Raw genomic sequence first — 26,562 nt, 5'->3', positions numbered from 1 at the left:
GCCGCAGAGGATTCTGCGGCGGGCCACCCGTCCGTTCGCCGACCCCTAAGACAGTGGGCCCGGTTGCGGCTCGGGTTCCGGGACCGGGTCCGGGCCCGGTGGCTTGGGTACCGGGGTCGGGGACGGTTGCGGGGTGGGGCGCGGCTCGGGGTTGGGGACCGGGTCCGGGATGGGCTGCGGGCGGTCGGGGCCCGGGCCCGGCGTGGGACCCGGCTTCACGGGGTCGGGGTACGGGTGCGTCATGGTGTCCTCCAGCCAGTGGGAACGTCGGCTCTGGACTTCTCCCACGCGTACCCGTGCCCCTCGCACCCACTCACTCCGTCGCGCGACGAACGGGGACCCAGGTGGACCAGGTGGACCAGGACCCCTCAGAAGCGCCCCGGGTTGGTCCTCAGCCACTCCTTCGCCGCGCTCAGGCGTTCGGGGTCGGCGGCCGGAGCCTCGTCCGGATGGCGTTCGGCCCACTTGACGACGTACGGGCAGAGCGGTGCGACCGGCACGTCCTCGCGGGCGGCGATGGCGTACAGCTCACGGGCGAGGGAGCCCGCGATGCCCTTGCCCTCGTGGGCGGGCTCCACGATCGTGTGGACCGGGACGAACGCGCGCCCGGGGCTTTCGAGGACGAAGTACTCGATACGGCCGACCACTTCGCCACCCGAGCCGCCCGAGCCGCCGGAGCCGCCCGGGTCATCCGAGCCGCTGTCGGCGAACGCCTCCAGCCGCCCCCGCTCCCGGTCGTCGCGGATCGAGATCTCACTCATGGACTCCCCTCCTCCTTCTCGTACCTGCGGGTCAGGCCGTGGCGGCGGCCACGGCCTGCGGGCTGCGCCGCGCGTCCGTTCCCGGCACCGGCTCGGACGGGTCCGCGCCGAGCGCCACGATCCGGTTGCCGGCGTCCACGTGCACGACCCGCGGCCGCAGCGCACGGGCCTCGGCGTCGGAGACCTGGGCGTAACTGATGATGATCACCAGGTCGCCGGGGTGCACCAGGTGTGCCGCCGCCCCGTTGATCCCGATCACCCCGGACCCGCGCTCGCCCTCGATGACGTACGTCTCCAGGCGGGCGCCGTTGGTGATGTCGACGATGTGGACCAGCTCGCCGGGCAGCAGGTCGGCGGCGTCGAGCAGGTCGGCGTCGATGGTCACGGAGCCGACGTAGTGCAGGTCGGCCTGGGTCACCGTGGCACGGTGGATCTTGGACTTGAACATGGTTCGCAGCATCGAGGTACTCCCGGATCTATGCTCCCTGCCTGCCTTTTTGCAGGTCAAGGGCGGTTTCCATACCTAAGATCTGCCACCGCGTCAGGCACCGCGGAGGCGCCGGGGCCTGCCACCCTGCCGGACGTGGACGACGGCAACAGCGTACGCAAGGACCTCCTCCGGCCACACCGAGAGCCGCGTCACCCTGCCGGGATCTGCGGTGCCGGCGGTGGTGATCGAGGCATTTCCCTCACCTCCTCCTGCGCCGGGCCGAGCCGTCGTGCGACATTCCTTCCGACGTCAGCGAGCTTGTGCGTCTCCCTGCGGGTCGCGGTGCCGCTGTGCTGACGAGACAGCCGCCGGAGGGGCCCAGCCGGGTGTTCTCCCGAGCGTCGTCAGTACGAGGTCGAGCGGGTGCGCGTCAGAGGCCGGGGAAAGCGCCGGCCGGAACAGTGCGGCGGGGCTGTGTCGGCGTTCGTCGTCCGGCACCCGCAGCGCGAAGACCAACGCCGCCTCGACGGCCTCTTCGTCCGCCTCCAGGGTCACGCCGAGCGCCCGGGCCACGTCCCAGCCATGGACGACGTAGTCCAGGAAGTGGAACCCGATCGCGGTCCGGGCGGGGAAACGGATGCTGGTACTGATCTCCGGGAGCGTGAACTCGCGGGTGAGGACGCCCGGTCGGGCGAAGGCCTCAAGGACGGAGTCGGCCGCCGCTCGGTAGACCGTCAACGGCTCGTCGCCGAGTGTGGCGGGCTGCCACACGGCGAGGTCGGCCCCGCTCCCGTCGGCGGCCGCCGCGAAGCCGTGATGCTGGCCCGCCATGTGGGCCAGCAGTTGGCGGAGCGTCCAGTCGGCGCACGGGGTGGGGGCATCCCAGTCCTCGGGCTTCGCCTTCTCCAGGATGCGTACGGTCTCCAGCACAGCCGTCCGGTCCAGCTTCCGGATGTCCACACGGATCCTTTCGGCGAGTGGTTGTGCCGCGCGTCCTCCAGCAGAGTGCGATCAGAAAAATAATAGCACGACCGTACGTGCATCTAGTGAGACACGTACGAAGGAAGGGACCCCACCGGCGATCTCCTCGGGGACCGACTCACGGCAGGACAGCCGGAGTTGTGCGCCTCCCGGACAGGGCGCAACGCGATGCCGAGCAGTCGCGCCGCGCCGGTGCTCCCGACGCAGCAGGGAGAGCTGGGGAGAGCTGACGAGCGGCGTCACTTCCGGGGTTCACTCGGTCGACGCGGCGCCGGACACGGCCCTCAGGGGGCGTCGGGCAACAGCGACGGATCGGTGGCGACGCCGCGCAGGCGGGTCATGACGGCCTTTGCCGCCTTGTCGTAGCTGGTGAACTCGTTGTGCAGGACGGACTCGGCGTTGGCCATCTCGAGGAACGCGACAAGCTCGAAGACGAGTTGCGGGATGTCGGTCCCCTCCTCGATCTCTCCCGCCTGCCGCGCTTCCGCCGCGGTCTGCTCAAGGAAGGCGACCCAGTTGGCTTGCGCCGCGGCGAGCGTGTCGTGCACCTTGCCCTCGCGGGCGTCGTACTCGGCCGAGGCCGAGTAGAAGAAGCAGCCCCCCGGGAAGACCCGCTCCCGGGAGTAGTCGAGCCAGCCGGTGCACACCCGCCACAGGCGGTCGATACCCGGCGGCAGTTCACGGGCCGGGTGCACGACGTGCGCCAGATAGATCTTCATGGCTGCCGTGACCGTGGCGAGTTGCAGGTCCTCCTTGGAGCCGAACAGCGCGAACACACCACTCTTGCTGAGCTTCAGTTCGCTCGCCAGCCGCCCGAGGGACAGCCCCTCAAGGCCCTCGACGGACGCGATCTCCACAGCACGCTTGAGGATCACCTGACGGGTCTGGTTCCCTCGTGCGATCCGCCCGTCGATGCGTGTCTCTGCCATGGCCGCGCCTACCTGTCTGTTGAACCAGGCCCTCGTGGTGCCCGCTGAAGCGACCAGTGTACCGAGTAAGTGGACGATCGTGCGGTCAGCATGTGAACGAACGGACGGGCGGCTTCCGGGCTTACCGCTCAAGGGCCGGTGTCGTACTCACTCCGTGTTCGACAAAGTCCAGAACGGCACGCACCACCTCGGGGTCCCCGAGAATCCGCCGGTGACCCAGACCGCTCGTGGTGATCAACCGCGCCCGGTCGCCGAACGCCCCGGCGAGCCTGCGCCCCTGCCCGACCTCGATCCGGGTGTCGTCCTCGTCGTGGATCACCAGGATCGGGGACTCCACGTACTCGGCCGTGTGCACCACGGAGAAAGGCGTCCGGTCGGCCGGCAGGTCGGGGAAGAGGTTCTTCGCGATCCGGCCCTGCAGCCGGGTCTTCAGCTGTCGGCGCAGACTGAGGGCGGAGCAGAACTCATCGACCAGGTAGTCGAAGTCGCAGACTCCGCCGATGGTGACGATCCGCTTCGCCTTCACTCCGTGCTTCAGCGCGTAGAACGATCCGAGGACACCCATCGAGTGCGCCACCAGCGCCTCGAACACGCCGTACTGGTCATGGAGTTCGGCGATGATGTCGCGATATTCGAGAATGTTGACGCTGCGGCCGGTGCCTTCTCCGTGCCCGGGAGCGTCGAAGGCGACGACGCGGTAGCCACGGTCGAGAAGCCCCGGGACGAAGTCGGCGAATCGCGAGCCCCGCGACTGCCAGCCGTGCACGAGCAGTACGGTCCTGTCGCCGTCTCCCCACCGGTAGGTCACGGCGGACTTGCCGTTGACCTTCACCCGGCCGAGTTGCGCCGCACCGAACAACTCACGCTCAGCGGCTCGCATCCTGCTCCGGGTGAGCGGCATGTGGAACAGGGTGAAAGCGCTCGTGCCCGCCAGACTCCCTGAGACGCGGGAGAGGCTGTTGAGGGCGGCGCTCGTGAGTGCCTCGGTGGGTTGCATGCCCAGTACTCCTCGATCGAACATCAGGAAGGTGAGATATTAGCACGAACGACCGTGCTCTTATAGAGTGCGAGAAGTCCGCTGCGCGCCCACGCACGCCCGCTCATTCGCCCACTCACGAGGAGTACGCCATGTCGTCCACCATCTGGTTCACGCCGTGGAAGCCCGGCCCGGCGGCGGATCTCGCGCCCAAGAGCCGCGACAGCCCCGACAGCCCCGAGAGCAAGGCGGCCGGCGCGGCAGTCGTCAGCGTCACCGAGTTCACCCCTCACCGGCCGTGGACCTCGTTCGGCGTCAACGTCGCCGGCGTGGCCCTGCGGCGGGTGTGGCAGGACATCGAGGGCGCTGTCGGACTGTGGCTGTGGGTGGATCCCGATCCCCTACGCCCCAGGTCGGGTTCCGTCTCCGTATGGCGCGACGAGAAGGATCTGCAGGGTTTCGTGGCACGCCACGACCATGTGCGGGTCGTGCGCTCCTACCGTCACCGGGGAGCGATGCGGTCGACCACCTGGCGGACCGAGTGCTTCAGCCCGGACGCGACGCAGGAAGCCGCCCGTTCCTTCCTCACCGGCAAGTCCGCGTGGCCCGGTTGAGGAAGCGCGGCGTGGGGCGTTGCTCCGGTGGTGGAGGGGGTCGCCTGCCGGAGTACGGATACGCGTCGGCGCCGCCGGGGTGCGGCGGCGCCCAGGGCCTGGGGCGGAAGTGGCGCCCGCCGGGTGGACGACGCCGTTTCCGGCACAGGCCCTCGCGCGCTGCTTACGCCGCCGCCTCTCCCGCCGCGGCGATCTCCGGCACGCCGTCCCGGGGCACGCCGGTCCGTCCCGGCTTCTCGAACTGCGTCCGGTACAGCTCCGCGTACCGTCCGTCCGCCGCGAGCAGTTCCTCGTGCGTGCCGCGCTCGACGATCCGGCCGGCCTCGACGACGAGGATCAGGTCGGCGGCCCGTACCGTCGAAAGCCGGTGTGCGATGACGACCGCGGTGCGCCCCTCCAGGGCCTCGGTGAGCGCCTCCTGCACGGCGGCTTCCGAGGTGTTGTCCAGATGGGCCGTTGCCTCGTCGAGGACGACCACCCGCTGGCGGGCCAGCAGCAGTCGGGCGATGGTCATGCGCTGGCGCTCACCGCCGGAGAGCCGGTAGCCGCGTTCGCCGACCACCGTGTCGAGTCCGTCGGGCAGGGAGCGTACGAGGTCGTCGAGGCGGGCCCGGCGCAGCACGTCCCACAGTTCGTCCTCGCCGGCGCCGGGCCTGGCGAGCAGCAGGTTGGCACGGACCGACTCGTGGAAAAGGTGCCCGTCCTGGGTAACCATGCCTAGGGTCGCCCGCATTGAACCGGCGCTCACGTCACGCACGTCGACGCCGCCGATGCGTACGGAGCCCTCATCGGTGTCGTACAGCCTTGGCAGCAGTGCCGCGATGGTCGACTTGCCCGCGCCGGACGAGCCGACGAGGGCGACGGTCTGGCCGGGTTCGGCGCGGAAGGAGATGCCGTGCAGGACCTCGGTGCCGCCGCGGGTGTCGAGCGCGGCGACCTCCTCCAGGGAGGCCAGGGAGACCTTGTCGGCGGACGGGTAGGCGAAGCGGACGTCGGTGAACTCGACGGAGGCCGGGCCGTCCGGCACCGCGCGTGCGTCCGGCTTCTCGTCGATCAGCGGTTTCAGATCGAGGACCTCGAAGACCCGCTCGAAGCTGACCAGGGCGCTCATGACCTCAACTCGGGCTCCCGCCAGGGAGGTCAGCGGCGCGTACAGGCGGGTCAGGAGCAGCGCCAGCGACACGACGGCGCCCGCTTCCAGGCTGCCGCGCAGCGCGAACCAGCCGCCGAGCCCGTAGACCAGGGCGAGCGCGAGCGCGGAGACGAGGGTGAGCGCCGTGATGAACGCCGTCTGCGCCATCGCCGTACGCACCCCGATGTCCCGCACCCGCCGGGCCCGCGCCGCGAACTCCGCGGACTCGTCGCCGGGCCGGCCGAAGAGCTTGATCAGCGTGGCGCCGGGCGCGGAGAAGCGCTCGGTCATCCGGGTGCCCATCGCGGCGTTGAGGTCGGCGGCCTCGCGCTGGAGTTTCGCCATCCGGCTGCCCACCCGGCGGGCGGGCACCACGAACACCGGGAGCAGCACCAGCGCGAGCAGCGTGATCTGCCAGGACAGGGTGAGCATCACGGCGAGGGTGAGCAGCAGCGTGACGAGGTTGGCCACCACTCCGGACAGCGTGTTGCTGAACGCCCGCTGCGCGCCGATCACGTCGTTGTTGAGACGACTGACGAGCGCGCCCGTACGAGTACGTGTGAAGAACGCGACCGGCATGCGCTGCACATGATCGAAGACCGCCGTCCGCAGATCGAGGATGAGCCCCTCGCCCAGGGTCGACGACAGCCAGCGGCCCACCAGTCCCAGCGCCGCCTCGGCGAGCGCGATCAGGGCGATGAGCAGGGCCAGTCGTACGACCTTGCCCTCGTCTCCGCCGGACACGATCACGTCCACGACACGTCCGGCGAGGACCGGCGTCGCCACGGCGAGCATCGCGGTCGCCACACTGAGCACCACGAACTGCCAGATACGGCGGCGGTGCGGGCGGGCGAACTCGGCGATGCGGCGCAGCGTCGCGCGGGCGAAGGGCCGGCGCTCCGGCCGGGCGGTCATGACGCTCTGCAGCTGCGTCCAGGCTGTGGTCTCCATACTCATGGGACCGACCGTAGGACCTCAAGCAACATTGAGGTCAATGTTGCGGTCAATGTCGAGGTCAGTGGAGTCCAACTGAGGTCGAGGGAAAGCCGATGACGCTCACCGAACCGATACCCCCGCCCGAGACGAGCGACCCGATGCCGTGCCCGGCGTGTCAGGCGCCGTCCCCGTGCCCGCAACCCCACGTTGGTACGGCATGGAAACCCTCTCCCGATGTGACGGTCGAACGCCTCTCCCCGGGCCTCCCCAGACGCCTTCCGCTCCGGCAGATCCTCTGCCTGCTCCCGCTCGCCCTCGTCGTCGTGGTCGCGGTGCAGCACCGGTCCGTGCTCGCCGACGGCTTCGGCCACCTTGCGACCGCCGAGTGGCCGTGGCTGCTGGCCGCGGCCGCCGCGACCTGCCTCACCTGGGTGGCGGCGGCCGTCACCCGGCAGGGGGCGCTCGTCGAGCGACTGCCCAGACGCCGGCTGCTGGCCACGCAGTTCGCGGCGGGCGCGGCCAACCACCTGCTGCCGACGGGGCTCGGCGCGAGCGCCGTCAACCTGCGGTTCATGGCGGTGTGCGGGGTCCCGCTGGCCCGTTCGTCAGCGGCGCTCGCGCTGTACATGCTCGCCGAGTCCGTGGCCCGGGTCGGGCTTCTGGTGGCCCTGTTGATCGCCTTCCCCGACGCGTTGCGGATCGGCGTGCTCCTCCCGGACGGTGCGGCAGGTCCGCTGCTGCTCGCCGCGGGCGCGGTGGTGTGTGTCGCGCTGACCGTCCTGCTGCTCGTACGACGGGTGCGTACCGTCGTGTTCTCCTTTCTGCGGACCGCGCTGAGCGAGGCGCGGTCCGTGCACGCACGCCCTGCTCGCGCGCTCGCGCTGTGGGGCGGGGCGATCACCTTCCCCGCGCTGCAGGCGGCCGGACTGGCCGCGGTGGGGCAGGCGTTGGGGCTGCCGGTGCCTCCGCTGCACATGGCGGTCGCGTATCTGGCGGCGACGGTCGCGGTCGCACTCGTCCCGACGCCGGGTGGCATCGGCTCGGTGGAGGCCGCGCTGATCGTGGCTCTGGTGGCGGCGGGCGGTCCGGCGGCGGTGGCGACGGCGGTCGTGCTCGCCTACCGCATCATCACGGTGTGGCTGCCGCTGCTGCCGGGGGCGCTGACGCTGGGCGCGCTCGTGCGGTGGAAGGTGATCTGAGCTCTCCGGTTCCGTTTGAGGACGACCCTTCCGTTTGAGGACGGCCCGAACTCCTCGGTGTGACCCGGGAGTAACATGCTGGCGTCGCCACACGAAGGGGTCTGCGCGATGCCGGTCAGGACCGAACGCCAGGAGCACGTCACCACCGTCGTCCTCTCCCGCCCCGACGTCCGCAACGCGGTGGACGGCCCCACGGCGGTCGAACTCGCCGACGCCTTCCGGGCGTTCGAGGAGGACGAGACGGCCCGGGTGGCCGTGCTGTGGGGTGAGGGCGGCACGTTCTGCGCGGGGGCCGACCTCAAATCCCTCGGCACGGAACGCGGCAACCACGTCACCGAGGGCGGCGACGGGCCGATGGGCCCCACCCGGATGCGGCTGTCCAAGCCGGTGATCGCCGCGGTGGCGGGCCATGCCGTGGCCGGCGGACTTGAGCTGGCACTCTGGTGCGATCTGCGGGTCGCCGAGGAGGACGCGGTCTTCGGGGTCTTCTGCCGCCGCTGGGGCGTGCCGCTCATCGACGGCGGCACGGTACGGCTCCCCCGCCTCATCGGCACCAGTCGCGCGATGGACATGATCCTGACCGGCCGTCCGGTGGCCGCTCCCGAGGCGTACGAGATGGGGCTCGCGAACCGTCTCGTCCCGCCGGGCCGGGCGCGCGAGGAGGCCGAGGCACTCGCCGCATCGATCGCCCGCTTCCCACAGGCCTGCCTCCAGAGCGACCGGAGCTCCGTCCTCGACCAGGAGGGCCGGAACGAACGCGCGGCCATGCGGGGCGAACTCCGGCACGGGATGGGCGTCTTGGCGGAGAGCCTGGAGGGCGCGACACGGTTTTCGGCGGGGGCCGGACGGCACGGGTCGTTCAACGAGCTCTGAGGTCAGCGAGTTCCACGGTCAGTGAGCTGCGAGGTCAGCAGTTCTGAGGTCAGCGGTATTGAGGTCAGCGGTTCCGAGGTCGGGTTACACCCGCACGGCTGCCAGGTGATCTCGTACGCGCCGGGCCGCGCGTCTGCCCTCCCGGGCGGCGGTCACGGCACTCTCCCCCGCGTGCAGCAGGCCGCCGACGGCGAACACGCCCGGCCGCGAGGTGCGGAAGGCGTCGTCGACCACTGGCCCCCGCGTCACGGGGTCGAGGGTGAGTCCGCCGCGCCGGGCCAGTTCGTGGTCGGGTACGAAGTCGCCGGTGAAGACGACGGTGTCGCAGGGGAGCGTGGTGACCCGGCCGTCCCGGTGGCGCACGGCGACGCCGGTCAGGCGGCCGTGACCGAGGAGTTCGGTGACGGACGTGCCGGTGAGTAGCGGGATTCCTTTGCCCAGACGGGAGTTGAGGGCTCGTACGGCGCCGGCTCGGTGCCGGGGCTGTACGGTCACCATCGCGGCGACCTCGGCTCCGGCTCCCAGCAGCGTGTCCACGGCGACGTAACTCACGGACTCCGCGCCGATGACGACCGCTCGGGCACCGATCCTCTGGCGGTACAGATGAACGGCCTGCTGAAGTTCTCCGGTGGTGTACACACCGGCGGGCCGCGTGCCCGCCACCAGCCGTGCGCCGCGCGGCCGTTCACGCGCGCCCGTGGCGAGGACGACCGCCCTCGCGGTGATCGTCTCCGGCCCGCCCGGACCGACGGTCTGCACGGCGAGGGGACCGGCCCAGTCGAGCGCGGTGACGCCGGTGCGGAGGACCACGCCCGCCTCCACCGCGGCATCAACGCCCTTGCGCGCGAAGGCAGTCCCGCTCACCCACCATCGCCCGAAGCCACGGTGCGGGCAGTGCCGCGGCACTCCCCCGGCTCGGGGCTCCCGGTCGAGTACCTCGACAGACGTTCCCTCACCGGCCGTTCCCTCGGCGGCGATCCGGGCGGCGGCCGCCAGTCCCGCGGGCCCTGCTCCCACGATCAGGACGTCGACGGTGCGGGACTTCACGCGCGCCCCGCCTCGAAGAGTTCCCGGACCGTCGCGCCGCAGTAGAACCCCTGGCAGCGCCCGCTTCTCGCCCGGGTCCGGCGGCGCAGACCGTCGAGGCCGCCCGGCGGGATCGTACTGGCGAGGGCGTCGCGGATCTCGCCGCGCGAGACGCGCTCGCAGTGGCAGACGAGGGAGCCGTACTCGGGGTCGGCGGCGATGAGTTCAGGCTGCTGGTAGGGGCGCGGGAAGGCCTCGCCGAGGTTCGGCATGCGGACGGGTGCCAGGTCCTCGGCCTCCCCCAGGTCGAGTGCGCATTCGGCGGCGAGAAGTCCGGTGACGTGGGCGGCGATCGCCATCGACGCGGTCAGGCCGGTGGAACGGATGCCGCCGACGGTGACGTACGACTGTTCCGGGTGGGCCCGGATCTGGTAGTCGTCGTGTTCCGTGGCGGCGCGGAGCCCGGCGTACACGGCGGTGACCTCCTCGTCGAGCAGTGCCGGCAGGATGCGGCGGCCCTTGACCCGCAGCAGCGCCAGTCCCTCCTCGGTCGACTCGGTGGCCGACTTGTCGTCCAACTCCTCGGCGGTGGGCCCGAGCAGCACGTTCCCGTACACGGTCGGCGCCACCAGCACGCCCTTGCCGAGCGCCGTCGGGACGGGCAGGAGGATGTGGTTGACCAGCTCGCGGGCGAACTTGTCGAAGACGATGAGCTGGCCCCTGCGCGGGGTCACGGTGAAGGTGTCGTGGCCGAGCAGGCGGTCGAGGGTGTCGGCGTGCAGCCCCGCGGCGTTGACGAGGTGGCGGGCGCGTACCGTGCCGCGGCTGGTGTGCAGGACATGGTCTTGGACCGAACCGACCGTCTCCACCCGGCAGTTGAGGTGCAGGTCGACGCCATGGCGTACCGCCTGGGTCGCGTACGCGAGGGTCGTCGTCCAGGGGCAGATGATGCTCTCCCCCGGCACGTGCAGGGCGCCGAGCGCTCCAGGGCCGAGATGGGGTTCGCGGGTTCGGAGTTCGTCGGGGCCGAGGAGCCGGGCCTCGCGGTACTCGTTCTTCTCCGCCTTCGCCGCCATCTCCGGTAGCGCGGCCAGCTGTTCCTCGTCCCAGGCGACGAGCAGCGCGCCGACGGGTTCGACGGGGATGCCGGACTCGGCGGCGTACGCGGTGAGGCGCCGGGCGCCGTCGCGTACGAGGCGGGCTTCGAGCGAGCCCGGGACCGCGTCGAAACCGGTGTGCAGGATCGCCGTGTTGGCCTTCGAGGTGCCCTGGCCGACATCGTCCCGGGCTTCGACGACGGCGACCCGCAACCGCCGCCGGTGACGGGCCAGTTCGCGGGCGACGGCGCACCCGACGACTCCCGCCCCGACGATCACCACGTCGTACGTCACGTCCGGCAGCGCGCCGATGGAGGTGACCGTCATACGGGCGCCCGGTCGAGCAGAGTGGCGACGGCCGCGCGGAATCCGGCGAGCCGTTCGGCGGCCTCTCCGGCGGAGATACGGGGCTCGTACACGGCGGCGGGCCGCCGGGCGGGCAGCGCTTCATCGATCGTGAGGGAGGGGTCGAGGCCGAGCCGGGCGACGGCTGCGACACCGAGGGCGGTCGCGTCGGGCAACTCGGCGACCTCCACCGGGAGTTGGAGCAGGTCGGCCTGGGTCTGCATGAGGAGCGTGGAGCGGGTCAGGCCGCCGTCGACCCGGAGGGCGGTCAGCGGGGCGCCGAGGTCGGCGGCGGCCGCGTCGGCGAGTTCGACGACCTGGGCCGCGATGCCCTCGCACAGGGCGCGCACCAGATGGCCGGGCGTGGTGTCGAGGCCGAGCCCGGTGAGCGAGCCGCGCAGGTCGCCGCGCCACCAGGGGGCGGCGAGCCCGGCGAGGGCCGGGACGAAGGTGACACCGCCGGCGTCGGGTACGGCGCTCCCGACCGGGTCGAGGTCCGCGGCGCCGGAGATCACGCCGAGGTCGGTGAGCCAGCGGACGGCGGACGCGGCCGTGTAGACCTGCCCGTCGAGGCAGTAACTGGTCTGTCCGCCGAGCCGCCAGGCGACACAGCTGACCAGCCCGGACGTACCGCGCCGGGGTGTGCTGCCGGTGTGCGCGAGCAGGAACGCGCCGGTGCCGTAGGTGCACTTGGCGCCGCCCGGCTCGGTGACGCGTTGGGCGAGCAGGGCGGCCTGCTGGTCGACGAGGAGGCCGGTGAGCGGGATCTCTCCGCCGTTCCCCCTACCGTTCCTCCTGCTGCTGTCGTCGCCGCCGAAGACCGTGGTGGTGCCGAAGTGCCCGCCCGCGTCCACGACTTGGGGCAGGTGTTCGCCGGAGAGGCCGAAGACGTCGAGGGCGGCCGGCGACCAGTCGACCCGGTCGAGGTCGAGGAGCTGGGTTCGGCCCGCGGTCGCCGCGTCGGTGACGTACGCACCGGTGAGCCGGTGCACGAGCCAGGCGTCACTGGTCGTGACAACACCGTTGCGGGTGAGGTGCCGACGTATCCAGGCCATCTTGGGCGCGGCGAAATAGGGGTCCAGGGGAAGCCCGGTGACGTACCGCAACTCATCGGCGTGCGGGGCGAGTTCGGCGCAGACTGTCTCCGCCCGCCGGTCCTGCCACACGAGGGCGTCGGTGAGCGGCTCCCCGGTGCCGGGGTCCCAGGCGAGGACGGTCTCGCCCTGGTTGGCGAGACCGAGGGCGACCACGGGCTCCCCCGCCTGCGCGAGCGCACGGCGGCCTGCCTCGACCACCGATCCGTACAACTCGGCGGGATCGACCTCGACCAGTCCGCCGGGCAGATACCGGGGGCGTACCGGCGCGCTGCCGGAGCCGATCACTCCGCGCTCGGGGCAGACGACGAGGGCCTTGGTACCGGACGTGCCCTGGTCGACGGCGAGCACCGGCCCCGGCATCGCCCCACCCCCCGCGAGTCGTCGGTGATCACTTCGCGCAAGCCTGGTCCGGGTATTGCCGGACGTCAAGGCGGCCGCGAAGGTGGGCGGATGGCCTGTCGACGATGGCTCTGGCGTGAAGCACCCCCGCACATGTAGCAGGATTGGTGAACCCGCCGGTCAACGACGCCGTTGTCCCGGCGGGCTCGTACATCCCGGAATCAAGCCGTAACCGAGCAGCAGGTGACAACAAGGTGACGACACATCACATACCGGGCGCAGGCCCCCTTCCCGGCACGACGGGAGGCAGTTGGTGAACCGAGACCTCACACTGCACGACTGGATCGTCGCGGGAATCTGGCTGGCCGTCGGGCTGGCGGCGGGCGTTCTGCTGCGCCTCCTCCTGCGCTGGCTGGGCAAGCACGCGACCCGTACCCGCTGGAGCGGGGACGACGTTCTCGTCAACGCGCTGCGCGCGCTGGTGCCGTTCGCGGCGCTCGCGGGCGGGGTGGCGGCCGCCGCGGCGGCGCTGCCGCTGACCGGCCGGATCAACAACACCGTCAACCAGATCCTGACGGTCCTGCTCATCCTCGCCTCCACCATCACCGCGGCGCGCGTGATCACCGGTCTGGTGAAGGCCGTCACGCAGTCCCGTTCCGGCGTCGCCGGATCGGCCACGATCTTCGTCAACATCACCCGCGTCGTCGTCCTGGCCATCGGCTGCCTGGTCGTCCTGCAGACCCTGGGCATCTCCATAGCCCCACTGCTCACCGCCCTCGGCGTCGGCGGTCTCGCGGTGGCCCTCGCCCTCCAGGACACCCTCGCCAACCTCTTCGCGGGCATCCACATCCTCGCCTCGAAGACGATCCAGCCCGGCGACTACATCTGTCTCACCAGCGGCGAGGAGGGGTACGTCGTCGACATCAACTGGCGCAACACCGTCGTGTGCAACCTCTCGAACAACCTCGTCATCATCCCGAACGCCCAGCTCTCCAGCACCAACATGACCAACTTCAGCCGCCCGGAACAGGAGATGACCCTCACCGTGCAGATCGGCGTCGGCTACGACAGCGACCTTGAGCACGTCGAGCGTGTCACCTCCGAGGTCGTGACCGAGGTCATGAAGGAGGTCGAGGGCGCGGTCCCCGAGCACGAACCCGCCATCCGCTTCCACACGTTCGGGGACTCCCGGATCAGCTTCACCGTGATCCTGGGTGTCGGGGAGTTCAGCGACCAGTACCGGATCAAGCACGAGTTCATCAAGCGGCTGCACAAGCGGTACCACGTGGAGGGCATCCGCATACCCTCCCCGGCACGCACCGTCGCCCTCCAGCAGAACGGCGTGGCGATTCCCACGCAGCGCGACGGATCCATCACGATCACGTAGAACGAACATATGACGGTGCTTGGGGTCGACATCGGTACATCCAGCAGCAAGGGCGTGCTGGTGGACGAGGACGGGTCAGTACTCGCGACGGCTGTCCGCCCGCACGCGGTCAGCCGTCCGAAGTCCGGGCACGTCGAGATGGACGCGCGGGTGTGGTGGGACGAATTCACCTCGATCGCCCGGGAGTTGCTCAAGTCCCTCGGGGACAGCGCCCCGGTCACCGCGGTCGGCGTCAGCGGTATGGGCCCGTGTGTCGCGCTGGCCGACAAGGCGGACACGCCGCTGCGCCCGGCGATCCTGTACGGCGTCGACACCCGGGCGACCGAACAGATCGCGCGGCTGGAGGCCGAGTTGGGCCGTGAGGCCGTACTGCGGCGCTGCGGCTCCCTGCTCTCCACCCAGGCCGTCGGCCCCAAGATCGCCTGGCTGGCGGAGCACGAGCCGGAGACGGTCGCGCGGGCCCGGCGCCTGTACATGCCCAGCTCGTACCTGGTGTGCCGGCTCACCGGGGCCTATGTGCTCGACCACCACTCGGCGAGCCAGGCGGTCCCGCTGTACGACTCCGTGGCCCAGGAGTGGTACGAGCCGTGGGCCCGGCGCATCGCACCCGGTCTCGAACTGCCCCCGCTGCGGTGGCCGGGCGACATCGCCGGGCACATCACCGCCGAGGCGGCCGGCGCCACCGGTCTGCCCGCCGGAATCCCGGTCGTCACCGGCACGATCGACGCGTGGTCGGAGGCGCTGAGCGTAGGAGCACAGCACACCGGTGACCTCATGCTCATGTACGGCAGCACCATGTTCCTGATCAACACGGTGTCCGAGCGGCTCCTGGTGCCCGAGCTGTGGAGCACCGTCGGGGCATTGCCCGGAACGCGCAGCCTCGCGGGCGGCATGGCCACCTCCGGTGTGATCACGGACTGGCTGCGGGAGCTGTTCGGCACACCCGACCACGCCGCCCTGCTCGCCGGGGCCGAGGAGTCCGGGCCCGGCGCGCGGGGGCTGCTGATGCTGCCGTACTTCGCGGGCGAGCGGACGCCGGTGGCCGATCCGGACGCACGCGGTGTGCTCGCCGGACTGACCGTCGAACACACCCGTGGCGACCTCTACCGCGCCGCCCTGGAGGCGACGGCCTTCGGCGTACGGCACAACGTCGAGGCGATGCGCGCGGCCGGCGCGGACATCCGCCGGGTGGTCGCCGTGGGCGGCGGGACCCGGGGCGGCCTGTGGACCCGGATCGTCTCCGCCGTGACGGGCCTGGAGCAGGAGGTCAGGACCGTCACGCTCGGGGCGAGCTACGGGGCGGCGTTCCTCGCCGCGGGCGCCGTCGGCGAACCGCACATCGACTCATGGAACCCACTGCGCGAACGGGTCGTACCGGACCCGCGACTCCGGGCCCGCTACGACGAGTTGTACGCGCTGTACCTGGGGCTCTATCCGGCGACGCGCGACATCACCCACGCGCTCGCCGGGTATCAACGGACACCGGGCGCGTTCAGCAGCTCATGACTCCTCCCGGAGGACCTTCACGTCCCACGGCCCCAGCGAGACCTCCTGGTCGGCGGCGTACCGGGTCCCGGTGAGCACGTCATGTGCGGGCATCGGCAGGACGACCCGCGCCGGATCCCACGACCAGTTGTGCAGGAAGCGCACCCGGCGTCCGTCGCGGGAGGTCGCCGCGGTCGACGTGACGCTCGGCGGAGCCGGGTGCCGGGCACCCGCCGGGGCGGCCCAGCGGAAGAGGGCCTTCGCGAAGGCCGGGTCCGGCACGGTGCCTACGTAGGTGATGCGCCCCGCGCCGTGTTCGTGCGTCGTCGCGGCGGGCCAGCGGCCGAAGTGCGGGTGCTCGTATGTGGCCAGCGTCTGCGCGCCCTGCGACTGAAGACCGTCCGTCCAGTGGAGGGCACGCGCCTCCGCCGGCAGGGGGAAGGTGTCACTGCCGTGGACGACGAGTTCGGTACCCAGGTTGCTGAACTCGTCGTACGTGACCCCGGCGGCCTCGGCCAGACGGGCGGGCTGTGCGTCCGTGCGGGCCCGGCCCTCGTGGTCCGCGTAGGCCGTGCGCGGGCCCAAAACCAGGTGGCCGCCGGACTCGGCGTAGGCGAGCAGGTGGTCCAGGGTCGCGTCGTCGGCCGCGTAGAAGGCGGGCACCACCAGCACCGGGGGCAGGTCCACGGCGTCGAGCTGTCCGGGGTGCACGATCCTGCTCTGCAGACCGGTGTCGAAGGCGCCGCGGTAGAAGGCGTCGAAGACGGTCTGGTACGAGCGCGGGTCCGGGCCTCCGTCGGGCGTCGCGAACGGGGGCTGGGCCTGGAGCGCCCACTTGCTGGGGCCGGAGTAGAGATACGCCACGTCGGCGTCCGGGGTGAGGGACGACACGAGATCGCCCGCGGTCTCCAACTCGGCGCCGAGCGCGGCGAGTTCGCGGTACACCCGGCCGGGGCGCCCGTTGTGCGGCAGCACGCCGCCCCAGTAGGTCTCGGCTCCGAAGTGCAGGGTGTGCCAGTGCCAGTACTCGATCATCGAGGCGCCGCGCGAGATGAGCGCCCAGGCCGCCTGGCGCCACTGCCCGTCGTACGCGGGGCGGTTGTTCCAGGGGAAACCGATGGCCTGCGCGTCGGTCTCGGTCACCAGGAAGGGTTCCTGACGGGAGGAGTACATGCGGTCGGCGCTCTGGTACAGCGCCCAGGTGCCGTTGGTCGTCCAGCCCTGGTCGCCGCGGTCCCGGTCCGGCAGGGTGAGGGCGTCCTGCATCGTGTAGTACGGGTTGCCGGCCGTGACGTCGAGCTCCTTGGTCAGCTCGTCGTCCTCGACCCCGGGCCGGTCGTAGGAGATGCACGTCGTGACGAACTGGTCGGGCCTGGCGTACTCGCGCACGATCTCCGCCTGCCAGGCGATGAACTCGGTGGTCAGCCGGGCCTGGAAGCGTCGCCAGGCCAGGTCGTACTGCGGTTGCGCGTTGCCGTCGGGGGTCCAGAGGTCGGCCCAGGTCGACAGTCGGTGCGACCAGTAGACCAGTCCCCACTCGCGGTTGAGGGTCTCCACATCGCCGTACGTCTCGCGCAGGTGGTCGGTGAAGCGCTGGAACACGCCGTGGTTGTGGAAGAGCTGGAGGCCCGGCTCGTTGTCGACCTGGAAGCCGATCACCGCCGGGTGCGTCGCGTACCGGCCGACGACCTTGCGGATGATCCGCTCGGCGTGGAAGCGGAATGCCGGGTGGGTGAAGTCGACTTCCTGGCGGGCGCCCCAGCCGATGCGCTGTCCGGTCCGGTGCTCCCCCGCGATCTCCGGGTACTGCCGGGCCAGCCACGGCGGCACGGCGTACGTCGGCGTCCCGAGGACCACCGAGATCCCCCGCTCCTGTGCCCCGTCCAGGACCGGCCGGAGCCAGTCGAGGTCGAAGCGGCCGTTCTCCGGCTCCCAGGTCGACCAGACGGACTCGCCGACCCGGATCACCGTGAAACGGGCCTCGGCCATCAGGTCGAGGTCGTCCTTGAGCCGCTCGTACGGCTGGTACTCGTGGTAGTAGGCGGCGCCGAACAGGACCCGGCCGGGCAGCTCGAACATGCTTCTCCTTCAGGTGAGTTGAGAGGGCGTCAGGTGGTGTGCGTCGACGGGTGTCAGCCCTTGACGGCACCCGTGGACAGGCCCTCCAGGAGCTGCTTGCGCAGCAGGACGAAGAGGGCGACGGCCGGGAGGACGGCCAGCACGGCACCGGCCATCACCAGGTCGTACTGGCGTTGCTCCGAGAGGAAGAGGGTCTGCAGGCCGAGCGGCAGGGTGTACTGCGAACTGTCGGAGACCAGCACCAGCGGCCAGAGGAAGCTGTTGTAGCTCTGCAGGAACTGCCATACGGCGAGCGCGCCGAGCGAGGGCCGCAGCAGGGGCAGCACGACCCGCCGGAAGATGCCGAACTCGCTCGCCCCGTCGATGCGGGCGGCCTCGATGACCTCGTCCGGGACGGACTGCACGATGTACTGCTGCATCATGAAGATCCCGAACGCGGGCGCCACCCAGGGCACGATCAGCGCGAACCACGGGCTTCCGAGCCCGGTCTTGACCAGGATCACGAACAACGGCACCAGGATCACCGCGAAAGGGATGGACAGCGAGCTGAACATCACCCCGAACAGCAGCTTCCTGCCCGCGAAGCGGAACTTGGCGAAGCCGTAGCCGGCCAGCGCGCAGACGAAGACCGACACGGTGGTGGCGACGACCGCGACGACCGTACTGATGACGAACCAGCGCACGAACGGCTGGTCCTCGATCAGCGCACGGTAGTTGTGCAGGGTGAAGGGGTCCGGGATCAGCTTCGGCGGGTACGCGAAGATGTCGCCGCGCGGCTTGAACGACCCGCTCAGCGCCCACACCAGCGGGGCGACGAAGCCGAGAAGCAGCAGGACCAGCGTCAGGTAGAGCAGACCCCGGCGGCCCCTCGCACGTACGGAGGAGGTGAGCGCGCTCATGAGGATGCCCTCCCGATGCCGAGCAGACGGTTGAAGAGCTGGCTGAGGCCGAAGACGAGGACGAACAGCACCACGGCCGCGGCGGCCGCGTACCCGAACTGCTGGCGCTGGAAGGCGGCGCGGTAGATGAACATCGTGACCGACAGGGTGCTTTCGGCCGGTCCGCCGCCGGTGAGCAGATAGGGCTCCTCGAAGATCTGCGCGGCGCCGATGAACGAGGTGACGACGACGAAGGCGGTCACCGGTTTCAGCGCCGGCAGTGTGACGGTGGTGAAGGTGCGGATGCGTCCGGCGCCGTCGAGGGCCGCCGCCTCGTACAACTCCCTTGGTACGGCCTGGAGTCCGGCGAGGAAGAAGACGGTGAGGTAGCCGGTCCAGCGCCACAGCATCACCAGGCCGACGCTCACCTTGGCCAGGTCCGGATCACCCAGCCAGTCGACGCCTCCGGTGCCGAACAGGGCGCGCAGGACGGAGTTCAGCAGTCCGAACTGCCGGTCGAAGACCAGGCCGAAGATGAGCGCCACGATGATCGGCGACACCACGATCGGCACGAAGTAGGCGGTCCGCCACAGGTCGCGGACCCGCAGACCGCGGGTGTTGAGGGCCTGGGCGATCAGCAGGGCCAGCGGTACGACGAGGCAGAGGGAGATGAGCACGAAGACGCCCGTGTTGCCCAGGGCGCGGTGGAAGCTCACGTCGGTGGCGAGGAGACGGTAGTTGCGCAGGCCCACCCAGTGCGGTGTCCCGAGCCCGACCCATTCGGTGAGGCTCAGCCAGAGCGAGACCGCGACCGGCACCAGCATGAACAGGACGTACAGGACGTAGAAGGGAGCGATGAAGAGATACGGGGCACGGGACTTCTTGAGACGGCGAACGACCGAGCGCGCACCCGTACGTTCGCGGGGCGTACCGGCCGGATCGACGACAGCGGTGGTCATGGGCGGCTCTCCTGGGCGTACTTTCCAAACTCCGGGTGCGGTAGGCGCCCCTTCAGGGACGCGGGGAACTGCGCGACCAGCCACTGACGGCCCGCAGTCTCTCCAACGGCGTGTCCCCGAACGGCGCTCTCGGCGGAGCTAGCGGCCAGCCTGGTCACGAAACTCGTCCGCCGTCTGCTTAAGCGCCTGACGCGGACTGAGGTCCCCGCGATAAGCCCGCAGCAAGTTCCCGGCAAGCACATCGAAAAGAATCGACTGATCGGGACTCGTGTACAGCGGTGGCACCTCCGGCAGCAGGTCGCGATAGAGACCGAAGAGCCGCTGCCCCCCACAGAACTCGTCCCGGAGCACCCCGAGTTGCGGATCCTCGAACACGGACCGACGAGTGGGCAGATACCCCGTCTCGGTGAAGCGACGGACCTGCCCGTCGTGCGTGAGCCAGGTGTTGAGGAGGAAGTCCGTGGCCGCCTGGGTGTTGGCCTTGTCCTTGACGACTCCGAAGCCGGTACCACCGAGAGCCGCCGTCGCCCCGCCACCCCCGGCGAACCGCGGCATCGCCCGGACCCGCCATTTCCCTTTCTGCTCGGGCACGTTGGGCACAAGACCGTAGTTCTTGTACCAGATGGCCATGGGCAGGCCGATGACCCTGCCCTGCTTCAGGGCGGTCTGCATCGCGGCCCCGTAGTAGTCGGAGATGTCGATGACGAATCCGCTGCGCAGGCCTTCGCACAGGAAGCCCAGCGCTTCCTCGCCCTCGGCCGAGTCGAGCACCAGCTGCTGGTCGGCGTCGAAGAAGGCACCGCCGCGCTGGTTGAGCAGCATCTGGAAGGACTGCACGACCTGTCCCGGGTCGCTGCCGGCGGTACTGACGACGCACAGCGAGGCGTTGTGCTCCTTGTGCACGCGGGCGCCGAGTTCGGCGAACTCCTCCCAGGTAGGGGTGTCCTTCGGCAGGCCGTACTCGGTGAACAGGTCGTCGCGGTAGTAGTAGACGACCATCGGGGTGTCCGAGTCGAGGGCGTACAGCTTGCCGTCCTTGGTGTAGGGGGCGGTACGAGCCGGCAGCAGGTCGTCCTTCAGCCCCGGCACGGCGGCTATGGCGGGGGTGAGGTCGTGCAGCAGCCGCTCGGAGATGTCGCCGCGCAGCATGCGTGGGAAGCTGCCGATCTCGAATCCCGCCATGTCCGGTGTGCCGCGTCCCGCGACGGCCTGGGCGAGCAGTTTGGTGACGAGGTCGGCGGGTCCGGTGCGAGTGACCTTCAGGCGGTAGCGGAAGTCGGTGAGCCGGTCGGCTTCCGGGATGCCTTTGGTGAAGAAGGCCTCGTATCCCGGGTCGTGGGTCCACAGGGAGAGGCTCACGTCTCCGGAGGTACGGGCGGTGGTGCTGTCACGGCCACAGGCAGCGAGCGTGGCGGCCGCGCCGAGGCCGAGGGCGCCGCGCAGCAGGGCGCGACGCGGCAGGGGTGGTGGGGTGGTGTACACACGTGACTCCTCACGTGGTGCGGCTACTACGGTGCGCGTGCGACGGCCGTCCCGGACGGCACACGCGGGCAGGGCGGATCGGGCCGACGGCGGAGCGCGGTCGGCCGTCCCGCCGACGGTTCAGCGGTTCGGAGAGGTGGATGGGCGGGCGGGTGACGGGCGGGACTTTCGCGACGCGCCCCAGGGGCGAGTGGGGTCGCTCAGCGGTTGGAGCGCGGGGGTGCGGTGGAGTCTCGTACGGTCAACTCGACTGCCAGATCGACAGGTTGGGCCGGGTGGGGCCTGCCCTCGATCATGGCGACCAGGACCTCGACGGCGCGGGTCGCGACGGCGGCGAAGTCCTGGCGGACGGTGGTCAGCGGTGGGGAGAGGTAGGCGGCGGCGGGGATGTCGTCGAAGCCGACCACGCTCACGTCGCCGGGCACGGTGAGTCCGGCCTCGGTGAAGGCGCGCAGGGCGCCGAGTGCCATGTCGTCGTTGGCGGCGAACACGGCGGTCAGGTCGGGGACGCGGGCCAGCGCCTGTCCGGCGGCATATCCCGAGGCCGGGGTCCAGTCACCGTCCGCGGGCAGTGGCGGTTCGGGGGCGCCGGCCGCGGCCAGTGCCTCACGCCAGCCGCGGACCCGGTCGCGGGCGGTCCACCAGTCCTGCGGGCCGGGGATGTGCCGGACCGTGCGGTGCCCGAGCGCGAGGAGGTGTTCGGTGGCGATCCGCGCCGCGGTGACGCCGTCGGCACGGACCACGGTGCTGGGTCCGCCGGCCAGGTGCACGCTCTCGCCGAGGCTCACCATCGGCACGTTCGCGTTCAGCCGCAGCGGCGTGCCGTCGTCGATCGGCTCCGACAGGACGATCCCGTCGACGCCCTGCTCCAGGAGGGACTCCACAGCTGCCGGTATACCGCTGCCGCCCTGGCCTTCCAGGGTGCTGGCCACGGCGAACAGGTAACCCGCCCGCTGCATGGCCCGCTCCAGGTCGATGAGCAGGGCCGACGGGCCGTAGAGCGCGGTGCCGAGGGAGACCACGCCGATCCGCCGGTACCGGCCCATCAGCAGGGCACGCGCCGCGTTGTTCGGACGGTAGTCCAGCTCGCGGATGACGCCGAGCACCCGGTCACGGACGTCGGCACTGACGTGCGGCTCGCCGTTCACGACCCGGGACACGGTCTTCTGGGAGACGCCCGCGGCACGGGCGACCTCCGTCATCCCGGGACCGCGACGGCGGCGGCCGGAACCACTCGGGGACGACGGCTCGGTACTGGTGGCGGCCATGAACCCTCCTCTCGCCCGACAGGATTGACTACGTAGTCAGAGTCGCGGTCGGAATGGCACGGAGATCCGTGAACTCGGGAGCGACTCGGAGGTGACTACGTAGTCATGCCAGTGTTCCCAGTGCCGTAACGCGAGTCAATACTCCGTACGGCACTCTCTTTACGGCACTCTCTTTGGACTCAGACGCCGAGGACGGAGAGGAGTGCGGCGTCGATGTAGCCGACGAAGAAGGCTTCGTCGACCGGCCGGTCCTCCAGCAGCGGACGGGTGATCAGGGCGCCGACCAGGATGTGCGGGATATACGTCAACGCCGGGTCTTCCGCGGCGAGTTCACCCCGTTCCACGGCCCGGCGCAGCAGCGCGTCGAGGCCGGTCAGCTCGGGATCGACGAACAGTTCGCGCACCGCCTGGAGCAGCTCGGGGTGGGTATGCACGGCTTGGAGCAGGCTCCGCACCAGGTCGGAGTTCTTCTGCATCCGACTGTCGCCCATCTGTGCCGCCAGGGCGTGGAAGTCACCGCGCAGGGTTCCGGTGTCGATGTCGGCGAGGTTGCCTGCCCTGTCGTGCCGCAGCGCCATGGCGACGAGCTCCGGCTTTCCCGTCCACTGGCGGTAGAGAGTGGCTTTGCTGCAGTGGGTGCGGGTCGCGACCTCGCCCATGGTCAGAGCTTCGTAGCCGACTTCGCCGAGCAGATCGAGCACGGCCTCGTACAGCTCCGCCTCGCGCTCGGGCGTGATCCGGCTGCGCCGCGTTCGCCGACCACCAGCCGACTCCGCCTCGGAGGCCAACGTCGCACGTCCTGCCACGGCTGCCATCATCGCCCCCCATCTAAACGAAACGGTTTCGTACTGGAGACGTTAACACCAAAACAATAAATACGAAACCGTTTCGGTAGCGAAATAACCCGGGTGCCGTCGGCGTGCATACCCAGACCCCCGGGCAGACGGCCGGGCCAGCACCCCCTCACCTGTCCCCCACCTGCGAAACTGGGTCAGGAGCACCTCCGGGAGGACGACACATGGCCGGCACGTCACCCGTCGCGGCGAAGCCGGGACGCCCCAGGGACGCGGGCGCCGACGAGCGCATCCTGCGGGCCGTCGTCGACGAGCTCGCCGAGACCGGCATCGCCGGCTTGCACACCAACTCCGTCGCCGCGCGCGCCAAGGTCGCCAAGCGGACCCTCTACAGCCGCTGGCCCGAGAGGAACGACCTGATCCTGGCCGGCCTGTCCACCCTGGGCGTGCATCTTCGGGCCCCGCGTACCGGCAGCCTCGAAAGCGACCTGCGCCTCCTGTACGACGCGACCGCCGACGCGCTCCACAGCCCCCGGTGGCTGATCGGGGTCCGGTGCTCCCTGGAGCTCCCGGACTATCCCGAGCTCTACGCGCTGTTCCGGCGCGACTGCATCGACCAGCCGCTCGCCGTGGTCGAGGACGTCCTCTTCGACGCGGAGCGGCGCGGTGAACTGCGCCCGGGCATCGACCGCTCCGTCGCCGCGGAGACCTTCGCCCACTCGATCACGGGCTTCAGCACACACACCGCCCGCCTGCGCGGTGTCCTCGCGCACGGCGTGCGCGAGCCGTTCCTCGACCTGTTCCTGCATGGTGTGCGCGCCGAGGGCGGGTCGCGCACAGAGTGACGCGAGGGGTGCTCTCGAACTCCACTGAGGGAACAGCCGCGACCGAGGGACGAGCGGGCCGTCACCACTGATTCTCCACCTCGACACTCTGGCCGACGCCGACCTGAGCCGTGTTAGGGTCTGCCCACCAATCGACAGGAATCCTGTTGATCGAATCGCTCGACCGAACGGAACCACATGTCCATCCTGGCCCGGCCGGCGGTGGCCTCCTTCGCCGCCAAAGTGATGCAGCGAGCCGTTCTGCTGGCCGGCCGGCTCGGCTCGGCGGCTTCCTCGCTCGACAGCTTCCCGGAGTTTCCGCGCACCGTGCACGAGGTGACGATCCCGACCTCGGTCGGTCCGGCCCGGGCCATGGTGTACATGCCCGCGGCCGACGGCGCGTCGGTGCCGGTCCACGTCAACTTCCACGGCGGCGGCTATGTCCTGCCGCTGACGGAACTGGACGACGCCCTCTGCCGGTTCCTCGCCGCGGAGGCGGGGGTGGCCGTGATCAACGTCGACTATGTCGTCGCTCCGCAGCACCCGTTTCCCGCCCCGCCCCGGCAGGCGTTCGAGGTCGTCCAGTGGGTCGCCGAGCACGGCGACGAGCACGGCTGGGACGGCAGCCGCCTCTCCGTGGGCGGCCAGAGTGCCGGGGGCGGCCTGGCCGCCGCGGTGGCCCGCCAGGCCCTCGAAGAGGGCGGACCCGCGATCGCGCTGCAGGTCCTCCACTACGCACCGCTCGACCTCGCGACCAGCGGCAAGGACAAGCGCGCCACCATCGCCAAGCCGATGCTGCGCCCCTGGATGGCAGAGATCTTCGACAGCTCGTACGTACCGGATCTCCGGCAGCGCACCGACCGGCTCGTGTCGCCCGCCAACCCGGCGGACACCGCGGATCTCAAGGGCATGGCCCCGGCCCTGGTCATCACGGCCGAGTGGGACCTGCTCCGGGCGGAGGGCGAGCGCTACGCCGAGCGCCTCCGAAAGGCCGGCGCCCTGATCGAACACCACCTCGTCCCCGAAGCCGACCACGGATACGACGGCAAGGACCTCGAAAAGGCCCGGCAGGTCTACGCACTCATCGCGCGGCACGTTCGGCAGGCCGCCGGCTCCAAGGCGTCCGACGCCACCTGAGGGCGACGCCGCTCGCGGGCACGGACCGCCTCCGCGCCCGCGGCGCTGTCACGCGTCGACCGGCGGCGTGCCGTGGGTGTGGAAGGACTCGATGGTCTTCAGGCCCCAGGCCTGGCCCTTGGCCCGTTCCGCCTGGGTCCAGGTGATCAGGGGCCAGTCGGGGGCCAGGACCAGGCGGGTCAGCGGGTTGCAGAGTTCGATGCGGTTGCCGCCGGGCTCGTAGACGTAGAGGAAGAACGTCTGCTGGATGGCGTGCTTGTGCGGGCCGGTCTCGATGAACACGTTGTTGTCGAGGCAGAGGTCGGCGGCGCGCAGGATGTCCTCGCGGCTGTCGGTGGCGAACGCGATGTGGTGCAGGCGCCCGCTCGAACCCGTCCAGTCCTCGGTGTAGACGATGTCGTACGACTTGTTCGTGAAGGTCAGCCACTGGGCGGCCACCTTCCCGCTGTCGAGGACGATCTGCTCGGTGGGGCGGGCGCCGAGCACGTCGCGGGTGAAGGCGGCGTTGGCGCCGACGTCGGAGGCGAGGTAGTTGACGTGGTCCAGGCGGCGTACGCCAACTCCCCGGCCGGGCTTGGCCTGGGGCTGGTTCTTCAGGCCGGGCGCCAGTTCGGGCGGCGCCTCGTACCACTCGCTCTCCCAGTACAGGGCGATGTCGTGGCCGTCGGGGTCGCGGGTGACGTAGAGCGGGCCGATGCCCGGCTCGTCCTCGACCCAGCGGCCGGGAAGACCCGCGTTCTCGGCCTCCTTGACCCGGCGTCGGAGGGCCCCCTCGCTGGAGGCCCGCAGGGCCGTGCGGCGGATACCGGACGTCGAGTGGGCGGTCAGGGTCAGGCTGTGGTGCTCGTAGTCGTCCCAGGTCCGCAGGTACACGGAGTCACCGGAACGGCCGTTCTCGGTCAGGCCGAGGATCTCGGTGAAGAAGCGGACGCTGCCGTCCAGGTCGGGGGTGAGGAGTTCGACGTGCCCGAGGTGGGCGATGTCTCCGAGGGGCGGTGCCATACGGGCCTCCTTAGAGGTGAGGTGCGGCTCCGGCCGGCCGCGGGAAGAGCGTGCCGTCGAAGATCTTTCGTGCGGTGCGTACGACGGCGGTGCGTCGGGCCACCGGAACGGCGCCGGCGGCGTCGTACTCGACGGCCGTTTCGATGTCGAGGAATCCGGTGGGGTGCTCGATACGCAGCCGGTCCCCTCGCGCGGGCAGGCGCGCCACTCCCTCGCCGACGCCGCCCTCGGTGCGCAGCCCCGCGGCGACGCTCGCGGCACCGAGCACTCCGATGGAGGTGTGGCAGCGCACCGGGATGAAGGTGCGGGTCATGACCGCTCCCCCGGCCACCGGCGGCGCCAGCAGGCTGAGTTTGGGCACGGTGGTGCCTGCGACGTCACCGAGACCCATCAGTCGGCCCGCCGCCATCCGGATCTCCCGGAGCCGGTCGGCGAGGGCGGCCGTACCCGAACTCGGTGTCGGTGTCGGTGCCGGTGCCGGTGCCGGTGCCGGTGTCGGTGGACCAGTCGACCGTGCCGTCCCGCCGCGCTA

22 protein-coding genes and 2 pseudogenes are annotated in these 26,562 nt (G+C 70.7%); 7 read left to right on the top strand and 17 right to left on the bottom strand.

Going from position 1 to position 26,562, the window contains the following annotated elements; genetic code table 11:
• Window positions 1-368: 368 nt before the first annotated feature.
• The 5 genes from AB0I18_RS45130 to AB0I18_RS45110 form a co-directional block, all read right to left on the bottom strand.
• Complete coding sequence (locus tag AB0I18_RS45130; protein WP_363111615.1) at window positions 369-761, bottom strand: GNAT family N-acetyltransferase; 393 nt, start codon at window positions 759-761, stop codon at window positions 369-371.
• Window positions 762-792: 31 nt separating this feature from the next.
• Entirely contained in the window at window positions 793-1,221 is a 429-nt protein-coding gene (panD, locus tag AB0I18_RS45125) for an aspartate 1-decarboxylase (RefSeq protein ID WP_363111614.1), read from the bottom strand.
• Between the two features lie 279 nt (window positions 1,222-1,500).
• Window positions 1,501-2,151 (bottom strand): TIGR03086 family metal-binding protein, encoded by a 651-nt coding sequence (locus AB0I18_RS45120; RefSeq protein ID WP_363111613.1) that lies wholly within the window; start codon window positions 2,149-2,151, stop codon window positions 1,501-1,503.
• Window positions 2,152-2,456: 305 nt separating this feature from the next.
• The gene (locus AB0I18_RS45115) at window positions 2,457-3,101 is read right to left on the bottom strand and encodes a TetR/AcrR family transcriptional regulator (RefSeq protein WP_363111612.1); all 645 of its coding nucleotides are present in this window, start codon (window positions 3,099-3,101) and stop codon (window positions 2,457-2,459) included.
• 121 nt (window positions 3,102-3,222) lie between these two features.
• The gene (locus AB0I18_RS45110) at window positions 3,223-4,098 is read right to left on the bottom strand and encodes an alpha/beta hydrolase (RefSeq protein ID WP_363111611.1); all 876 of its coding nucleotides are present in this window, start codon (window positions 4,096-4,098) and stop codon (window positions 3,223-3,225) included.
• Between the two features lie 131 nt (window positions 4,099-4,229).
• Here AB0I18_RS45110 and AB0I18_RS45105 point away from each other — a divergent pair, with 131 nt between their 5' ends.
• Window positions 4,230-4,691 (top strand): hypothetical protein, encoded by a 462-nt coding sequence (locus tag AB0I18_RS45105; RefSeq protein ID WP_363111610.1) that lies wholly within the window; start codon window positions 4,230-4,232, stop codon window positions 4,689-4,691.
• Between the two features lie 163 nt (window positions 4,692-4,854).
• On the opposite strand, the gene AB0I18_RS45100 is transcribed toward AB0I18_RS45105, so the two are convergent.
• Window positions 4,855-6,774 carry an ABC transporter ATP-binding protein gene (locus tag AB0I18_RS45100; RefSeq protein WP_363111618.1) on the bottom strand — a complete coding sequence of 640 codons (1,920 nt, stop codon included), beginning with the start codon at window positions 6,772-6,774 and terminating at the stop codon, window positions 4,855-4,857.
• 143 nt (window positions 6,775-6,917) lie between these two features.
• On the opposite strand from AB0I18_RS45100, the gene AB0I18_RS45095 reads away from it, so the two are divergent.
• Complete coding sequence (locus AB0I18_RS45095; protein WP_363111617.1) at window positions 6,918-7,958, top strand: lysylphosphatidylglycerol synthase transmembrane domain-containing protein; 1,041 nt, start codon at window positions 6,918-6,920, stop codon at window positions 7,956-7,958.
• 108 nt (window positions 7,959-8,066) lie between these two features.
• The gene (locus AB0I18_RS45090) at window positions 8,067-8,831 is read left to right on the top strand and encodes a crotonase/enoyl-CoA hydratase family protein (protein WP_363111609.1); all 765 of its coding nucleotides are present in this window, start codon (window positions 8,067-8,069) and stop codon (window positions 8,829-8,831) included.
• Between the two features lie 99 nt (window positions 8,832-8,930).
• Here the strand turns inward: AB0I18_RS45090 and AB0I18_RS45085 are convergent.
• The 3 genes and pseudogenes from AB0I18_RS45085 to AB0I18_RS45075 all read right to left on the bottom strand — a co-directional run.
• Window positions 8,931-9,878: pseudogene (locus AB0I18_RS45085) on the bottom strand (FAD-dependent oxidoreductase); the annotation flags it as partial.
• A complete protein-coding gene (locus AB0I18_RS45080; RefSeq protein ID WP_363111608.1) occupies window positions 9,875-11,281 on the bottom strand; it encodes an FAD-dependent oxidoreductase in 1,407 nt (468 codons plus the stop codon). The pseudogene AB0I18_RS45085 and the gene AB0I18_RS45080, both read right to left, overlap by 4 nt.
• The gene (locus AB0I18_RS45075) at window positions 11,278-12,756 is read right to left on the bottom strand and encodes an FGGY family carbohydrate kinase (RefSeq protein ID WP_363111607.1); all 1,479 of its coding nucleotides are present in this window, start codon (window positions 12,754-12,756) and stop codon (window positions 11,278-11,280) included. The genes AB0I18_RS45080 and AB0I18_RS45075 overlap by 4 nt, the downstream gene beginning before the upstream one ends.
• Before the next feature lie 292 nt (window positions 12,757-13,048).
• On the opposite strand from AB0I18_RS45075, the gene AB0I18_RS45070 reads away from it, so the two are divergent.
• Together AB0I18_RS45070 and AB0I18_RS45065 are read left to right on the top strand one after the other, a co-directional pair.
• Window positions 13,049-14,122: a mechanosensitive ion channel family protein gene (locus tag AB0I18_RS45070; protein WP_363111606.1), complete on the top strand. Its 1,074-nt coding sequence runs from the start codon at window positions 13,049-13,051 to the stop codon at window positions 14,120-14,122.
• 9 nt (window positions 14,123-14,131) lie between these two features.
• Window positions 14,132-15,628, top strand: coding sequence for an FGGY-family carbohydrate kinase (locus AB0I18_RS45065; RefSeq protein ID WP_363111605.1), 1,497 nt, complete (start codon window positions 14,132-14,134; stop codon window positions 15,626-15,628).
• Here AB0I18_RS45065 and AB0I18_RS45060 read toward each other — a convergent pair.
• The 6 genes from AB0I18_RS45060 to AB0I18_RS45035 form a co-directional block, all read right to left on the bottom strand.
• On the bottom strand, window positions 15,623-17,686 hold the full coding sequence (locus tag AB0I18_RS45060; RefSeq protein ID WP_363111604.1) for a beta-galactosidase: 2,064 nt from the start codon (window positions 17,684-17,686) through the stop codon (window positions 15,623-15,625). The genes AB0I18_RS45065 and AB0I18_RS45060 overlap by 6 nt on opposite strands.
• 53 nt (window positions 17,687-17,739) lie before the next feature.
• On the bottom strand, window positions 17,740-18,585 hold the full coding sequence (locus tag AB0I18_RS45055) for a carbohydrate ABC transporter permease (RefSeq protein ID WP_363111603.1): 846 nt from the start codon (window positions 18,583-18,585) through the stop codon (window positions 17,740-17,742).
• Complete coding sequence (locus AB0I18_RS45050; RefSeq protein WP_363111602.1) at window positions 18,582-19,523, bottom strand: sugar ABC transporter permease; 942 nt, start codon at window positions 19,521-19,523, stop codon at window positions 18,582-18,584. Before AB0I18_RS45050 ends, AB0I18_RS45055 begins: the two co-directional genes overlap by 4 nt.
• Before the next feature lie 138 nt (window positions 19,524-19,661).
• The gene (locus tag AB0I18_RS45045; RefSeq protein ID WP_363111601.1) at window positions 19,662-21,005 is read right to left on the bottom strand and encodes an extracellular solute-binding protein; all 1,344 of its coding nucleotides are present in this window, start codon (window positions 21,003-21,005) and stop codon (window positions 19,662-19,664) included.
• A gap of 200 nt (window positions 21,006-21,205) precedes the next feature.
• Window positions 21,206-22,207, bottom strand: a complete 1,002-nt coding sequence (locus AB0I18_RS45040; protein WP_363111616.1) for a LacI family DNA-binding transcriptional regulator — start codon at window positions 22,205-22,207, stop codon at window positions 21,206-21,208.
• 245 nt (window positions 22,208-22,452) lie between these two features.
• Window positions 22,453-23,079 (bottom strand): TetR/AcrR family transcriptional regulator, encoded by a 627-nt coding sequence (locus tag AB0I18_RS45035; RefSeq protein WP_363111600.1) that lies wholly within the window; start codon window positions 23,077-23,079, stop codon window positions 22,453-22,455.
• 212 nt (window positions 23,080-23,291) lie between these two features.
• Between AB0I18_RS45035 and AB0I18_RS45030 the strand changes: the two genes are divergently transcribed.
• Together AB0I18_RS45030 and AB0I18_RS45025 are read left to right on the top strand one after the other, a co-directional pair.
• Window positions 23,292-23,912: a TetR/AcrR family transcriptional regulator gene (locus tag AB0I18_RS45030; RefSeq protein ID WP_363111599.1), complete on the top strand. Its 621-nt coding sequence runs from the start codon at window positions 23,292-23,294 to the stop codon at window positions 23,910-23,912.
• A 177-nt stretch (window positions 23,913-24,089) separates the two neighbouring features.
• The gene (locus tag AB0I18_RS45025; protein WP_363111598.1) at window positions 24,090-25,028 is read left to right on the top strand and encodes an alpha/beta hydrolase; all 939 of its coding nucleotides are present in this window, start codon (window positions 24,090-24,092) and stop codon (window positions 25,026-25,028) included.
• A 48-nt stretch (window positions 25,029-25,076) separates the two neighbouring features.
• Here the strand turns inward: AB0I18_RS45025 and AB0I18_RS45020 are convergent, their stop codons facing one another.
• Window positions 25,077-26,030 carry a catechol 2,3-dioxygenase gene (locus AB0I18_RS45020; protein WP_363111597.1) on the bottom strand — a complete coding sequence of 318 codons (954 nt, stop codon included), beginning with the start codon at window positions 26,028-26,030 and terminating at the stop codon, window positions 25,077-25,079.
• 10 nt (window positions 26,031-26,040) lie between these two features.
• Window positions 26,041-26,469: pseudogene (locus AB0I18_RS45015) on the bottom strand (PrpF domain-containing protein); the annotation flags it as partial.
• Window positions 26,470-26,562 lie beyond the last annotated feature (93 nt).

The sequence above is a fragment of the Streptomyces sp. NPDC050704 genome (genome assembly GCF_040654355.1).
In the GTDB taxonomy this organism is placed as follows: domain Bacteria; phylum Actinomycetota; class Actinomycetes; order Streptomycetales; family Streptomycetaceae; genus Streptomyces.
The sequence above is the reverse complement of the archived record's forward strand: the minus strand, read 5'-3'. Positions and strand labels throughout refer to the sequence as shown.

Coding starts and splice junctions, on each gene's coding strand:
- AB0I18_RS45075 (WP_363111607.1), bottom strand. CDS start 12,756: ATGCCGGGGCCGGTGCTCGCCGTCGACCAGGGCACGTCCGGTACCAAG.
- AB0I18_RS45090 (WP_363111609.1), top strand. CDS start 8,067: ATGCCGGTCAGGACCGAACGCCAGGAGCACGTCACCACCGTCGTCCTC.
- AB0I18_RS45105 (WP_363111610.1), top strand. CDS start 4,230: ATGTCGTCCACCATCTGGTTCACGCCGTGGAAGCCCGGCCCGGCGGCG.
- AB0I18_RS45030 (WP_363111599.1), top strand. CDS start 23,292: ATGGCCGGCACGTCACCCGTCGCGGCGAAGCCGGGACGCCCCAGGGAC.
- AB0I18_RS45110 (WP_363111611.1), bottom strand. CDS start 4,098: ATGCAACCCACCGAGGCACTCACGAGCGCCGCCCTCAACAGCCTCTCC.
- AB0I18_RS45100 (WP_363111618.1), bottom strand. CDS start 6,774: ATGGAGACCACAGCCTGGACGCAGCTGCAGAGCGTCATGACCGCCCGG.
- panD (WP_363111614.1), bottom strand. CDS start 1,221: ATGCTGCGAACCATGTTCAAGTCCAAGATCCACCGTGCCACGGTGACC.
- AB0I18_RS45060 (WP_363111604.1), bottom strand. CDS start 17,686: ATGTTCGAGCTGCCCGGCCGGGTCCTGTTCGGCGCCGCCTACTACCAC.
- AB0I18_RS45095 (WP_363111617.1), top strand. CDS start 6,918: ATGCCGTGCCCGGCGTGTCAGGCGCCGTCCCCGTGCCCGCAACCCCAC.
- AB0I18_RS45130 (WP_363111615.1), bottom strand. CDS start 761: ATGAGTGAGATCTCGATCCGCGACGACCGGGAGCGGGGGCGGCTGGAG.
- AB0I18_RS45065 (WP_363111605.1), top strand. CDS start 14,132: ATGACGGTGCTTGGGGTCGACATCGGTACATCCAGCAGCAAGGGCGTG.
- AB0I18_RS45050 (WP_363111602.1), bottom strand. CDS start 19,523: ATGACCACCGCTGTCGTCGATCCGGCCGGTACGCCCCGCGAACGTACG.
- AB0I18_RS45040 (WP_363111616.1), bottom strand. CDS start 22,207: ATGACGGAGGTCGCCCGTGCCGCGGGCGTCTCCCAGAAGACCGTGTCC.
- AB0I18_RS45055 (WP_363111603.1), bottom strand. CDS start 18,585: ATGAGCGCGCTCACCTCCTCCGTACGTGCGAGGGGCCGCCGGGGTCTG.
- AB0I18_RS45080 (WP_363111608.1), bottom strand. CDS start 11,281: ATGACGGTCACCTCCATCGGCGCGCTGCCGGACGTGACGTACGACGTG.
- AB0I18_RS45115 (WP_363111612.1), bottom strand. CDS start 3,101: ATGGCAGAGACACGCATCGACGGGCGGATCGCACGAGGGAACCAGACC.
- AB0I18_RS45025 (WP_363111598.1), top strand. CDS start 24,090: ATGTCCATCCTGGCCCGGCCGGCGGTGGCCTCCTTCGCCGCCAAAGTG.
- AB0I18_RS45020 (WP_363111597.1), bottom strand. CDS start 26,030: ATGGCACCGCCCCTCGGAGACATCGCCCACCTCGGGCACGTCGAACTC.